Origin of the sequence: Pseudomonas sp., assembly GCF_030684895.1 — a bacterium.
Taxonomy (GTDB): Bacteria; Pseudomonadota; Gammaproteobacteria; order Pseudomonadales; family Pseudomonadaceae; genus Aquipseudomonas.
Genome location: NZ_JAUXXP010000011.1, coordinates 1 through 11,888, shown reverse-complemented (window position 1 = coordinate 11,888; position 11,888 = coordinate 1). Strand labels below are relative to the sequence as shown.

Below are 11,888 nucleotides of genomic sequence, written 5' to 3'. Positions count from 1 at the left end.
GCTACACCTTTTTGCTGTCTGAAATACTGCTTAACACACTGGGGTTCATTAGGAGTTACATGATGGAAATGCTGAAATTTGGTAAGTTTGCTGCCCTGAGCCTGGCTCTGGCCGTTGCAGTTGGTTGCTCCTCGAAAGGCGGCGACGCTGCTGGCGAAGGCGCTACCGATCCTAACGCTGGTTACGGTGCCAACACTGGCGCTGTTGATGGCAGCCTGAGCGAAGAAGCTGCTCTGCGCGCTATCACCACCTTCTACTTCGAATACGACAGCTCCGACCTGAAGCCAGAGGCCATGCGCGCTCTGGACGTGCACGCCCGTGACCTGCAAGGCAACGGCGCTCGCGTAGTTCTGGAAGGCCACGCTGACGAGCGCGGTACTCGTGAATACAACATGGCTCTGGGCGAGCGTCGCGCCAAAGCTGTGCAGCGTTATCTGGTACTGCAAGGCGTTTCCCCGGCTCAACTGGAACTGGTTTCCTACGGTGAAGAGCGTGCAATCGCCACTGGCAACGACGAGTCCTCGTGGGCTCAAAACCGTCGCGTCGAACTGCGTAAGTAATTCGATATGCGTACGTGCCGCCGTGCTTTAACCGTTTTGGCGCTCAGCCTGCCGCTTGCGGCGTGGGCTGAGGTTCCCGTGGTGGATAACAATGCCGGTTACGGCAGCAGTTATCCGCCTGCTGGTTACGGTACGTCCGGCACCTACGCCGGGGCAGGGGCTGCGGCCCCTGTCTCGGCGCAGGGCATGCTGTTCAACCAGTTGCAGCAGATGCAGGACGAGATCGCGCAGCTGCGCGGTGCGCTGGAAGAACAACAGAACGAGATTCAGCGTCTGAAACAAGAAAGCCTGGAGCGTTATCAGGATCTTGATCGACGTGTGAGTGGTGGTGCAGCAGGTGCTGCGACCGGCCAGAATTCTTCAACTGCTGGCGCAATCAATGCCAGTGGTACACCTGTTCCGCCAGCGGCGGGGCAAACGCAAGCACCAGCCAGCAATGAGCCGGCCGATCCTGCAAAGGAAAAGCTGTTCTATGAGGCTGCCTTTGACCTGATCAAGGCCAAGGACTTCGATAAGGCCAGTCAGGCATTTACTGCCTTCCTGCGCAAATACCCCAACAGTCAGTACGCCGGCAACGCGCAGTACTGGCTGGGTGAGGTGAACCTGGCCAAGGGTGATCTGCAGGGTGCAGGCCAGGCATTTGCACGGGTCAGCCAGACTTACCCGAGCCACGCCAAAGTGCCAGACTCGCTGTTCAAGCTGGCCGATGTCGAGCAGCGCCTGGGTAACAGCGACAAGGCCAAGGGTATTCTGCGGCAGGTGATTGCCCAGTATCCGGGCAGTTCAGCTGCTCAGCTGGCGCAGCGTGATTTGCAGCGTTTGCCGTAACGCCGCAATTCGATTCAAGAAACCCGCGCCTTGCGCGGGTTTTTTATGTGCATTGATCCCTAGTGGTTGCCCATCGGGTCGTCGCTGCGCGGTGTTAAGAATTTCCCCCGGATTTTTATGGCCAGCCATCCTGGCGGCCACCCTCCGGGCCATCGCTGTGCGATGTTAAAAACTGCTCCCGGGATTTTTTGTGGCCCGCCATCCTTGGCGGCCACCCTGCGGGCCGTCGCTGCGCGACGTTAAAAATTTCTCCCGGAAATTTTTTCGTATACAATCCGCGGCCCTTTTCCCGCAACGGAGGCGGACAGCCTGTTTAGCTGTCACGCCCGTGGCTGATATGCAAGATACCCTGCGCATTACCGAGATTTTCTACTCGCTGCAGGGCGAGACGCGCACCGCCGGCTTGCCGACTGTGTTCGTTCGCCTGACCGGCTGTCCTCTGCGTTGCCAATACTGCGACACCGCCTATGCCTTTAGTGGTGGCGAGATCATGTCGCTGGACGCCATTTTCGAGCAGGTTGCCGGCTACAAGCCGCGTTATATCTGCGTGACCGGTGGTGAGCCGTTGGCGCAGCCCAACTGTATTGCTCTGCTCAAGCGCCTGTGTGATGCCGGCTATGAGGTGTCGCTGGAGACCAGCGGCGCGCTGGATGTGTCGGCGGTCGACCCGCGGGTAAGCAAGGTCCTCGACCTGAAAACCCCAGGCTCGGCCGAAGTGGTGCGCAATCGCTACGAGAATATCGAGCTGCTGACGCCCAATGATCAGGTCAAGTTCGTGATCTGCTCCCGTGAGGATTACGACTGGGCGGTGAGCAAGCTGATTCAGTACCGCCTGGATCAGCGTGTTAGCGAAGTGCTGATGTCGCCCAGCCACCATGAGCTGGATGCGCGCTCACTGGCCGAGTGGATCATTGCCGACAACCTGCCAGTTCGCCTGCAGATGCAGCTGCACAAGATTCTCTGGAATGATGAGCCGGGACATTGATATGAGCGATAAGAAAGCGGTAATTCTGCTGTCAGGCGGCCTGGATTCGGCCACCGTGGTGGCGTTGGCCAAGGCCGATGGCTACAGCTGCTACACCATGAGTTTCGATTACGGTCAGCGTCACCGCTCTGAATTGCAGGCGGCCGAGCAAGTGGCGCGGCAACTGGGTGTGGTCGAGCACAAGGTGATCGGTCTGAACCTCAATGGCATGGGCGGCTCGGCGCTGACTGACGCGAGCATTGAAGTGCCGGAAAGTCCGAGCGAGGGCATTCCGGTGACTTACGTGCCAGCGCGCAACACGGTGTTCCTGTCCCTCGCGCTGGGTTGGGCTGAGGTGCTGGGTGCGCGAGATATTTTTATCGGCGTGAACGCGGTGGATTATTCCGGTTATCCGGATTGCCGTCCGGAGTTTATTGAGGCCTTTGAGCGCATGGCCAATCTGGCCACTAAGGCCGGTGTAGAAGGGCAGGGCTTCCGCATTCAGGCTCCGCTACAGGCTATGAGCAAGGCAGAGATCGTTCAGGCAGGCGTTCAGCAGGGCGTTGATTACGCGCTGACTGTCTCCTGCTACCAGGCTGATGATGAGGGGCGCGCCTGCGGAAAATGCGACAGCTGCCGTCTGCGCGCTGCGGGTTTTGCTACCGCTGGACTGGTAGATTCCACTCGTTATTTCTAAAAAGTTTTCGCGAAGTGTTGAATTTCTGAATTAAATCAGTATCATGCGCCTCGCGTCGGGTCGTTAGCTCAGTTGGTAGAGCAGTTGGCTTTTAACCAATTGGTCGTAGGTTCGAATCCCACACGACCCACCATATTTCCTTCCTCGGAAGGTCAAGAAGCCTGAAAGTTCTGATTAAAGGAATTTTCGGGCTTTTTTGTATCTGTAACTTTTACCGCCTGTACGTGGTTGCAAGCTGCCTGCGCCGGCGCGATGCAGGCGGGTATACTCGCTGCACTGAAAGCATATTCAGAGCCTGATGACATGACCCAGATTTCCGAACGCCTACTGGTGCAAGCCCACCTCGACGCCAAGCAGCCCAAGCCGTTGACGCCTGAGCAAGAGGCTTTTTACCGCGCTGAAATCGCTGCCGAGCTGAAAAAGCAGAACGCCGTGCTGGTGGCGCACTATTACTGCGACCCGGTGCTGCAGGCCTTGGCCGAAGAAACCGGCGGCTGCGTTTCCGACTCGCTGGAAATGGCCCGTTTCGGCAATCAGCACCCGGCGCAGACCGTGCTGGTAGCCGGCGTTAAATTTATGGGCGAAACGGCGAAAATCCTTAATCCGGAAAAGCGCGTGCTGATGCCGACGCTTGAGGCGACTTGCTCGCTTGATCTGGGTTGTCCGGTGGAAGAGTTTTCGGCGTTCTGCGATCAGCACCCGCAGCGCACGGTAGTGGTGTATGCCAATACCTCGGCGGCGGTGAAGGCGCGGGCTGATTGGGTGGTGACCTCCAGCTGCGCGGTAGAGATTGTCGAGCACCTGATGGATAACGGCGAAAGCATCATCTGGGCACCGGACCAGCATCTGGGGCGTTATATCCAGAACAAAACCGGCGCCGACATGCTGCTGTGGGACGGCGCCTGCATCGTCCACGAAGAGTTCAAAGCCAAGCAGCTGGAAGATATGAAGGCGCTGTATCCGGATGCCGCCGTGCTGGTGCACCCCGAGTCGCCGACAGCGGTGATCGATCTGGCCGATGCAGTGGGTTCTACCAGTCAGCTGATCGCCGCGGCGCAGCGTCTGCCGAACAAGACCTTTATCGTCGCCACCGACGCCGGCATCTTCTACAAGATGCAGCAGCTGTGTCCGGACAAGGAGTTTGTTGCCGCGCCCACCGCCGGCAACGGCGCTGCTTGCCGTAGCTGCGCGCATTGTCCGTGGATGGCCATGAATACTCTGCAGCGCACCTTGGAGTGCTTGCGTGAGGGTAGTAATGAGATATTTGTCGACCCGGCATTGATCCCCAAAGCGATCAAGCCGCTCAAGCGTATGCTCGATTTTACCCAGGCTGCGCGGCTCAAGCTGAGCGGCAACGCTTAAGCGAGCTGTATGAGAAAGCCAGGCATTTGCCTGGCTTTTTCGTTTCTAGGGCGCGCAGTGCTAGCGAAGCATCTGCTCGATGATGCGCTGTTCTTCCATCAGCTCGCGCTGCCTGGCGTCGATGCGTGAGGCGAGTTGGAAGTTATTGCTGGCGCGGCGCTTGGCAAAGTCGAGCTGTTCAAGGGCCTGGTTGTAGTCACCGACCAGGGCGAAGAATTCGCCACGGGCTTGGTGCAGGCCGATGGTATTGCCGCTCAGGCCGCGCACTTCGGCTACCTGATACCAGACATCCGGATCTTTGCCGCGACTTTTCAGCATGTCGTCGAGGGCGCGTTCGGCTTCCTGGGTGCGGACCTGCTTCATCAGCAGGTCAATATGCGCCTGGTTGACCGGGTAGTTGTTCGGGTAAAGGGTCAGCAGCCGGGTAATCCGGCTTTGCGCGTCGCTCAGGCGATTGGCGGCCATATCCAGTTCAACTTGCGCCAGGTTGTAGGCCACATCATTGGGTGAGTTTGCCAGCAGCGGTTGCAGGGACTCGCGGGCCTCCTTGTGCTGGCCACTTTTGATCTGCGCAATCGCCAGGCCGTAGCGCGCGGCTTCCAGTTGTGGGTTTTCGTCGAGCATATTGCGAAAGCGCTTAGCGGCGACCCCTGGGGTTTCTTCGTAGGTCAGCTGCACGCGTGCGCGCATCAGCTGGTAGCGCACGCTGTCGGTGATGCCTGTGGCTTTGTACTGTTCGGCGCGGTTGCGGGTATCGGCGATACGCGACTCCGACACCGGGTGAGTGAGGAGGAATTCCGGCGGTTTGCGGTCGTAGCGGTACTGGCGCATCAGGCGCTCGAACATGCTGGGCATGGCGCGTGGGTCAAAGCCGGCTTTTTCCAGGTTGACCAGGCCGATGCGGTCGGCTTCCTGCTCGTTCTGCCGAGAGAAGCGCCGCTGTTCCTGCATGGCGGCGGCCTGGGTCGAGGCGATGGCAGCGATACCCAGATCACCCGCGCCGGCAGCCGCTGCGACGATACCCGCGAGCAGGCCGGCCATGACCGGGATCTGCATGCGCTGTTGCGCTTCTAGCCCTCGAGCAAAGTGGCGTTGTGACAAGTGCGCCAGTTCGTGAGCCATGACCGAGGCGTATTCAGCTTCGGTCTGGGCATACAGAAACAGGCCGCCGTTGACCCCGACAATCCCGCCGGGTGCGGCAAAGGCGTTGATCTGCGGGCTGTTGAGCAGGACGAACTCCAGGCGGCGATCCTGCAGCTGGCTGGTTTCGCTCAGGCGATAGACGCTGGTTTCGACGAAGTCCTTGAGCTGCGGATCGTCGAGCTGGCTGACTTGGCCGCGCACCAGGCTCAGCCATGCACGGCCCAGCTGGTGTTCTTGCTGCGGGGAAACGATGGCGGAACTGGCATCGCCAAGGGAGGGCAGGTCACTGGCCATGGCGGGGGCTGCCAGCAGGCAGGCCAGCGTCAACAGGGTAGGGCGCAGAAGGCTCATGCACAAAGCTCGTGTCGAACAAAGGCGCTACTGTAGCTGGCTGGCGGCGGTGCTGGCCAGGGTTGTGCGGCCTTGGGTATCCTTGCGGCCTTCCTGGAGTGGCTCAATGACTGATATGCAATGGCGTGCCGAAGACTTCGACGCGCAACTGGACGCCAGCGGACTCAACTGCCCGCTACCTTTGCTTAAGGCCAAGCTGGAGCTCAATCGTCTGGCCAGTGGTGCGGTGCTTAAGATAGAGGCCACCGATGCCGGCTCGCAGCGGGATTTCCGTGCCTTCGCCAGTCTGGCCGGGCATAGTCTGCTGCGTGAAGAGGTCGATAATGGCGTGTACCGTTATTGGCTGCGCAAGGCTTAGGGTTTACTGCGACAAGTGCGGATTATGAGGCAGCCTATGAAGGCGCTGCCCAAGTAAGGAGTCACGATGTTCAAGGTGTTTCAGGATTGGTTGCATCGCTATTTTTCTGATGAGCAGGCGGTGGTGCTCGCGGTGCTGTTGGTGCTTGGTTTTGCCGCGATCCTGAATCTAGGCGGCATGTTGGCTCCGGTGCTGACGGGCCTGGTGCTGGCGTTTTTGATGCAGGGTCTGGTGAATGCCTTTGAGCGCCTGCGCTTACCGCAGGTGGTGGCGGTGTGGCTAGTGTTCACCCTGTTTCTAAGCATGCTGGGGCTGTTTCTGCTGGTGTTGATGCCACTGCTCTGGCAACAGTTGAGCACCTTGTTCAATGAACTGCCGCGCATGCTCGGGGAGTGGCAGTCGCTGTTTCTGCTGCTGCCGGAGCGTTACCCAACGCTGATTACCGATGTTCAGGTGCTGCAGCTGATTGAGGGCGTGCGTGGTGAGGTCGGCAAGTTTGGCCAGTGGGCGCTGTCGTTTTCCTTATCGAGCTTGCCGATGCTGGTCAGCATCATGATCTACCTGGTGCTGGTGCCAATTCTGGTGTTCTTCTTTCTCAAGGATCGGGAGCTGATCGGCGCCTGGTTTCGCGGTTATCTGCCGCGTGAGCGTGCCCTGATCACCCGGGTGGCCGAGGAAATGAACAAGCAGATTGCCAACTACATCCGTGGCAAGGTGATCGAGATCATCATTTGCGGCGTGGTGACCTATATCGCCTTTGTTGCCCTGGGGCTTAACTATGCGGCGCTGCTGGCCTTGTTTGTCGGCCTGTCGGTGGTGGTGCCGTATATCGGCGCGGTGGTGGTGACGGTGCCGGTGGCGCTGATCGGGTTGTTCCAGTGGGGCTTTGGTGATCAGTTCATCTACCTGATGGTGGTCTACGGGATCATCCAGGCGCTGGATGGCAACGTCCTGGTGCCGCTGCTGTTCTCCGAGGCGGTCAATCTGCACCCGGTGGCGATCATCTGCGCGGTGCTGCTGTTTGGCGGCATGTGGGGTTTCTGGGGCGTGTTCTTCGCCATCCCGCTGGCCACGTTGTTCAAGGCCGTGATCGACGCTTGGCCGCGCAGTGAGCAGGTGGCGGCGGAATAGCTGCTGGCAATAAAAAGCCGGTCAATTGACCGGCTTTTTACGCGTGCGATTCAGGCTTTATTCAGCGCCTGGGCTGCGGCCAATACCGCATCGACATGCCCGGGTACTTTCACGCCGCGCCATTCCTGGCGCAGTACGCCTGCTTTATCGATCAGGAAGGTGCTGCGGTCCACGCCCAGGTATTCCTTGCCGTAGAGCTTCTTCAGCTTGATCACATCGAACAGCTGGCAGACGGCTTCATCCTTGTCGGAGATCAGCTCGAAGGGGAATTCCTGCTTGCACTTGAAGTTCTCGTGGGATTTCAGGCTGTCGCGCGACACACCGAAGATCAGCGTGTTGGCTGCTTGAAACGCCGGGTACTGATCACGAAAACCCTGCCCCTCGGTGGTACAGCCCGGGGTGCTGTCCTTCGGGTAGAAGTAGATCACCACTTGCTGGCCCTTGAGTGCGGACAGCTGAACGGTCTGGCCGCTGGTGGCCTGGGCCTGGAAGTCTGCAACCGGGGTGTCGAGTGCTACGGCCATAAAAATCTCCTTATGGATTTTGTGGACGCCAAGGCTCAATCAGCGCATCCAGGTTCAACGCATCGGCAAAGTCGAGGAACTGATCACGTAACCAGCTGATCTGCGTACCGGCTGGCAGGGTCACGGTCAGAGTGGCGTTGAGCATGGTGCCGCCAGTCTGCGGAGCTTGATAGGTATCGCAGGTGAGGTTTTCCAGCTCGACGTGATGGTCGAGAAAGAACTGGCACAGCTCATTAAGGATGTCCGGGCGGTAGGCCGAGCTGACATACGCCACATAAGGCAGCGCCTGTGGGCGGCTTTCCGAGGCGGCACTGCGAATCACATTGACCGAGAAGCTGTGCTTCTTCGCCAGCGCTGGCAGGCTCGACTCCAGGCGCACCAGAGCATCCCAGCTGCCGGAGATCTGCAACACCAGCGCGCTGTACTCGCCATGCCGACTCAGGCGGGTGCTGACCACGGCGCAACGGTTCTCGTGGCTGGTGCGGCAGAGCACGTTGGTCAGCTCCATGGCGTTGGGGCCGAGGGCGCTGATAAGCAGGAATTGTTCGCGAACTAGGGGGGTGGACATGCAGCCTTCCTAAACGATAAGCGGTCGGCCTGCGTGCGCAGCGCCGATCAAAGCCGGAAGGGTAGCGAAAAGCACCGCTCAGGGGAATGCCGGCGCGGCTGGGTGGTGAGGAATGTGCCGCGTTTGCCCGAGAAAGATTGTATACGCGTTGCATCACAGCCTCGGTACTTCGCTTGTGCAAGGCAGGTGGCCCCAGTACCATTACGGCTCTCTTTTTCCGGCAGGAGCGGTTGCATGATTGCGGGCAGTATGGTGGCACTGGTTACGCCCATGGATGCACAAGGTGGTCTTGATTGGGACAGCCTGAGCAAACTGGTGGATTTCCACCTGCAGGAGGGCACCAATGCCATCGTCGCAGTCGGCACTACCGGCGAGTCGGCGACCCTTGAGGTGCCTGAACACATCGAAGTGATCAAGCGCATTGTCGATCAGGTCGCCGGGCGCATTCCGGTTATCGCCGGCACCGGTGGTAACTCCACCCGTGAATCGGTCGAACTGACCCGCGCCGCCAAAGATGTCGGCGCCGATGCCTGCCTATTGGTCACCCCGTATTACAACAAGCCGACTCAGGAAGGTCTGTACCTGCACTTCCGCCACATCGCCGAATCGGTGGCCATCCCGCAGATCCTCTACAACGTGCCGGGCCGCACGGTCTGCGACATGCTGCCTGAGACGGTTGAGCGCCTGGCCAAGATCGACAACATCATCGGTATCAAGGAAGCCACTGGCGACCTGCAGCGCGGCCAGGAAGTACTGGATCGCGTAAGCAAGGACTTCCTGGTCTATTCCGGTGATGACGCCACTGCCGTCGAGCTGATGCTGATGGGCGGCAAGGGCAATATCTCGGTAACCGCCAACGTCGCCCCGCGCGCCATGAGTGATCTGTGCGCAGCTGCCATGCGCGGTGAAGCGGCGATTGCCCGGGCAATCAACGACCGCTTGATGCCACTGCACAAGGCGCTGTTTATCGAATCCAACCCGATTCCGGTGAAATGGGCTCTGCATGAAATGGGTTTGATGCCAGACGGTATCCGTCTGCCACTGACCTGGCTCAGCCCACGTTGTCATGAACCGCTGCGTCAGGCCCTGCGCCAGTCCGGCGTATTGGTTTAATTGAGGAATTACTACGCATGAAGCGACTCACCGGACTCTCCGCCCTGGCCCTGATCATCGCTGGCACCAGCGGTTGCGGCTGGATCTATGGCGAAAACGGCTATTTCCGTGACCGTGGCAGCGACTACCTCGAAGCCCGTCAAACGGCCACGATGCAAATCCCGCCAAACGTCGACGCCAAACGTATCGACCCATTGCTGCCCGTGCCGCAGCAGGTCGCCACCACCACCGACACTGGCGAATTTATCGTGCCGCGCCCGCAAGCCCTGGCTGTAGCCGGTGATGCCAGCGAGTTCAGCCTGCAAAAGAGCGGCGAGTCGCGCTGGGTCGTGGCGCAGCGCGTACCGGCTGAAGTCTGGCCTGTAGCGCGTCAGTTCTTTGCTGACAACGGCTTCCAGATTGCTGAAGAGCGTCCGCAAACGGGCGAATTCAGCACCTCCTGGCAGCGTTTTGATGCCCTGTCCGAGTCCATGGCCCGTCGTCTGAGCAGCCGTGTATCCGGCGTCAATCCTGATGCCGAAACCCGCGTGCGGGTGCGTATCGAGCCAGGTGTGCAGCGCAACACCAGCGAAATCTTCGTGGTCAGCGCCGAGCGTCCTGCCGGCAGCACTGCCGATGTCGCCTTCACCAACCGCAGCAGCAACCCAAGTCTGGATGCTGCGCTGCTCGATGAAATGCTCGTGACCCTGGCGCGCAGCGCCGAGCAGGGTGGTTCGGTCTCCCTGCTGGCCGCCCGTGATTACGACGCACCGAATCGCGTTAGCCTGTCCGAAGACGGCAACGGCAACCCGGTGCTGAGCCTGGGTGCTGATTTCGACCGCGCCTGGTCCGGTGTCGGTCGCTCCCTGGAAATGGCTGATGTGCGTATCGACGACATCAACCGCAGCCTGGGCGTGTACTACATCAACCTCGCCGAACGCGCGCAGAAGCCGGACGACAAGCCTGGCTTCTTCGGCAGCGTGTTTGGCAGCGCGCCAAGCAAGGAAGAGATCGACGCCCGCGCCGAGCGCTATCAGGTACGCCTGACCGCCGTTGGCGACAGCGTGCAGGTCACCGTGGAAAAAGACCTCAACACCATTGCCCCGTCCGACGTGGCGCGCAAGGTGCTGGACCTGATCCAGGAAAACCTTGGCTGACAGCAGGTAACTGCTGCACCGGCACTACCAATAGGCGAAACCCGGCGGGTTTCGCCTGTTTTGTTTACCAAAGGCGGAAATTCCGACATGAGCACAGCCACCACCCTGAGCCTGAAGAAAATCTATTCGGGCAAAGTCCGTGATCTATACGAGATCGACGACAAACGCATGCTGATGGTCGCCACCGACCGCCTTTCGGCATTCGACGTGATCCTCAACGAGCCGATCCCGGAAAAGGGCAAGATCCTCACCGCCATCTCCAACTTCTGGTTCGACAAGCTCAAGGACCTGGTGCCCAACCACTTCACCGGCGACAAGGTTGAAGACATCGTCCCGGCCGCCGAACTGCCGCTGGTGGAAGGCCGCGCAGTAGTCGCCAAGCGACTTAAGCCGGTCGCGGTGGAAGCCATCGTCCGTGGCTATATCGTCGGCTCCGGCTGGAAGGAATACCAGAAAAGCGGCACCGTCTGCGGCATCCAACTGCCAGCGGGCCTCAAAGAAGCGGCCAAACTGCCGCAGCCGATCTTCACCCCCTCGACCAAGGCCGCCGTGGGCGACCACGACGAGAACATCAGCTTCGAGCAGTGCGAAGCGATTATTGGCGCAGAGCTGGCCGCCAAAGTGCGCGACACCGCCATTGCCCTGTACAGCGCAGCGGTCGAATACGCAGCCACGCGCGGCATCATCATCGCCGACACCAAGTTCGAATTCGGCCTGGATGAAGACGGCACCCTGACCCTGATGGACGAAGCCCTGACCCCGGACTCCAGCCGCTTCTGGCCAGCGGACAGCTATGTAGAAGGCAAGAACCCACCAAGCTTCGACAAGCAGTTTGTGCGTGACTGGCTGGAATCCACCGGCTGGAACAAAGAGCCACCAGCCCCAGCAGTGCCCGCCGACGTCGCGCAGAAAACCGCCGACAAATACCGCGAAGCCCTGACGCGCCTGACCGTCTAAATCGCTGCAGTGCGCGGGTAACCGCGACACAGAGGGGCGCTACGGCGCCCCTTTTTTTGGTTCTTCGCGGGATCGTGGGAAAGAGAGGATTGACAGTCAGGGATGCAGGTAAATTGGCAGTCGCCAAACACACCAACCCCTGCACCCTGCTGTCACCATGCATCCTATTGATCTTGCCGCTTTCTGGCCAGGCTAC

The 11,888-nt window shown here is 59.8% G+C and carries 13 protein-coding genes and 1 tRNA gene; 11 read left to right on the top strand and 3 right to left on the bottom strand.

Features of this window, described 5'->3' with window-relative positions; genetic code table 11:
- Nucleotides 1-62 precede the first annotated feature (62 nt).
- The 6 genes from pal to nadA all read left to right on the top strand — a co-directional run bounded on the left by pal (nt 63) and on the right by nadA (nt 4,411).
- The gene (gene pal / locus Q8M42_RS01495; protein ID WP_304870625.1) at nt 63-560 is read left to right on the top strand and encodes a peptidoglycan-associated lipoprotein Pal; all 498 of its coding nucleotides are present in this window, start codon (nt 63-65) and stop codon (nt 558-560) included.
- Nucleotides 561-566: 6 nt separating this feature from the next.
- Nucleotides 567-1,388 carry a tol-pal system protein YbgF gene (ybgF, locus tag Q8M42_RS01490; protein WP_304870623.1) on the top strand — a complete coding sequence of 274 codons (822 nt, stop codon included), beginning with the start codon at nt 567-569 and terminating at the stop codon, nt 1,386-1,388.
- A gap of 337 nt (nt 1,389-1,725) precedes the next feature.
- The gene (gene queE / locus Q8M42_RS01485) at nt 1,726-2,373 is read left to right on the top strand and encodes a 7-carboxy-7-deazaguanine synthase QueE (RefSeq protein ID WP_304870621.1); all 648 of its coding nucleotides are present in this window, start codon (nt 1,726-1,728) and stop codon (nt 2,371-2,373) included.
- Nucleotide 2,374: 1 nt separating this feature from the next.
- Nucleotides 2,375-3,049 (top strand): 7-cyano-7-deazaguanine synthase QueC, encoded by a 675-nt coding sequence (gene queC / locus Q8M42_RS01480; RefSeq protein WP_304870620.1) that lies wholly within the window; start codon nt 2,375-2,377, stop codon nt 3,047-3,049.
- Between the two features lie 57 nt (nt 3,050-3,106).
- A tRNA-Lys gene (locus Q8M42_RS01475) sits at nt 3,107-3,182 on the top strand.
- A gap of 170 nt (nt 3,183-3,352) precedes the next feature.
- Complete coding sequence (gene nadA / locus Q8M42_RS01470; protein ID WP_304870619.1) at nt 3,353-4,411, top strand: quinolinate synthase NadA; 1,059 nt, start codon at nt 3,353-3,355, stop codon at nt 4,409-4,411.
- Nucleotides 4,412-4,471: 60 nt separating this feature from the next.
- Here the strand turns inward: nadA and Q8M42_RS01465 are convergent, their stop codons facing one another.
- Nucleotides 4,472-5,905: a M48 family metalloprotease gene (locus Q8M42_RS01465; protein WP_304870618.1), complete on the bottom strand. Its 1,434-nt coding sequence runs from the start codon at nt 5,903-5,905 to the stop codon at nt 4,472-4,474.
- A gap of 106 nt (nt 5,906-6,011) precedes the next feature.
- Between Q8M42_RS01465 and Q8M42_RS01460 the strand changes: the two genes are divergently transcribed.
- A complete protein-coding gene (locus Q8M42_RS01460; protein ID WP_304870617.1) occupies nt 6,012-6,263 on the top strand; it encodes a sulfurtransferase TusA family protein in 252 nt (83 codons plus the stop codon).
- Nucleotides 6,264-6,329: 66 nt separating this feature from the next.
- Nucleotides 6,330-7,394 (top strand): AI-2E family transporter, encoded by a 1,065-nt coding sequence (locus tag Q8M42_RS01455; RefSeq protein ID WP_304870616.1) that lies wholly within the window; start codon nt 6,330-6,332, stop codon nt 7,392-7,394.
- Between the two features lie 50 nt (nt 7,395-7,444).
- On the opposite strand, the gene Q8M42_RS01450 is transcribed toward Q8M42_RS01455, so the two are convergent.
- A complete protein-coding gene (locus Q8M42_RS01450; RefSeq protein ID WP_275963533.1) occupies nt 7,445-7,918 on the bottom strand; it encodes a peroxiredoxin in 474 nt (157 codons plus the stop codon).
- 10 nt (nt 7,919-7,928) lie between these two features.
- Complete coding sequence (locus Q8M42_RS01445; RefSeq protein ID WP_304870615.1) at nt 7,929-8,486, bottom strand: glycine cleavage system protein R; 558 nt, start codon at nt 8,484-8,486, stop codon at nt 7,929-7,931.
- 234 nt (nt 8,487-8,720) lie between these two features.
- Between Q8M42_RS01445 and dapA the strand changes: the two genes are divergently transcribed.
- The 3 genes from dapA to Q8M42_RS01430 all read left to right on the top strand — a co-directional run bounded on the left by dapA (nt 8,721) and on the right by Q8M42_RS01430 (nt 11,692).
- Complete coding sequence (gene dapA, locus Q8M42_RS01440) at nt 8,721-9,599, top strand: 4-hydroxy-tetrahydrodipicolinate synthase (protein ID WP_275963535.1); 879 nt, start codon at nt 8,721-8,723, stop codon at nt 9,597-9,599.
- A 17-nt stretch (nt 9,600-9,616) separates the two neighbouring features.
- Nucleotides 9,617-10,735, top strand: coding sequence for an outer membrane protein assembly factor BamC (bamC, locus tag Q8M42_RS01435; RefSeq protein WP_304870614.1), 1,119 nt, complete (start codon nt 9,617-9,619; stop codon nt 10,733-10,735).
- A gap of 87 nt (nt 10,736-10,822) precedes the next feature.
- Nucleotides 10,823-11,692 carry a phosphoribosylaminoimidazolesuccinocarboxamide synthase gene (locus Q8M42_RS01430; RefSeq protein ID WP_304870613.1) on the top strand — a complete coding sequence of 290 codons (870 nt, stop codon included), beginning with the start codon at nt 10,823-10,825 and terminating at the stop codon, nt 11,690-11,692.
- Nucleotides 11,693-11,888: the final 196 nt, after the last annotated feature.

Bases quoted from the DNA above. Each gene is read 5' to 3' on its own strand.
- Q8M42_RS01430 (WP_304870613.1), top strand. From the start codon at position 10,823: ATGAGCACAGCCACCACCCTGAGCCTGAAGAAAATCTATTCGGGCAAA.
- queC (WP_304870620.1), top strand. From the start codon at position 2,375: ATGAGCGATAAGAAAGCGGTAATTCTGCTGTCAGGCGGCCTGGATTCG.
- nadA (WP_304870619.1), top strand. From the start codon at position 3,353: ATGACCCAGATTTCCGAACGCCTACTGGTGCAAGCCCACCTCGACGCC.
- Q8M42_RS01445 (WP_304870615.1), bottom strand. From the start codon at position 8,486: ATGTCCACCCCCCTAGTTCGCGAACAATTCCTGCTTATCAGCGCCCTC.
- Q8M42_RS01455 (WP_304870616.1), top strand. From the start codon at position 6,330: ATGTTCAAGGTGTTTCAGGATTGGTTGCATCGCTATTTTTCTGATGAG.
- Q8M42_RS01450 (WP_275963533.1), bottom strand. From the start codon at position 7,918: ATGGCCGTAGCACTCGACACCCCGGTTGCAGACTTCCAGGCCCAGGCC.
- dapA (WP_275963535.1), top strand. From the start codon at position 8,721: ATGATTGCGGGCAGTATGGTGGCACTGGTTACGCCCATGGATGCACAA.
- Q8M42_RS01460 (WP_304870617.1), top strand. From the start codon at position 6,012: ATGACTGATATGCAATGGCGTGCCGAAGACTTCGACGCGCAACTGGAC.
- queE (WP_304870621.1), top strand. From the start codon at position 1,726: ATGCAAGATACCCTGCGCATTACCGAGATTTTCTACTCGCTGCAGGGC.
- ybgF (WP_304870623.1), top strand. From the start codon at position 567: ATGCGTACGTGCCGCCGTGCTTTAACCGTTTTGGCGCTCAGCCTGCCG.
- Q8M42_RS01465 (WP_304870618.1), bottom strand. From the start codon at position 5,905: ATGAGCCTTCTGCGCCCTACCCTGTTGACGCTGGCCTGCCTGCTGGCA.
- bamC (WP_304870614.1), top strand. From the start codon at position 9,617: ATGAAGCGACTCACCGGACTCTCCGCCCTGGCCCTGATCATCGCTGGC.
- pal (WP_304870625.1), top strand. From the start codon at position 63: ATGGAAATGCTGAAATTTGGTAAGTTTGCTGCCCTGAGCCTGGCTCTG.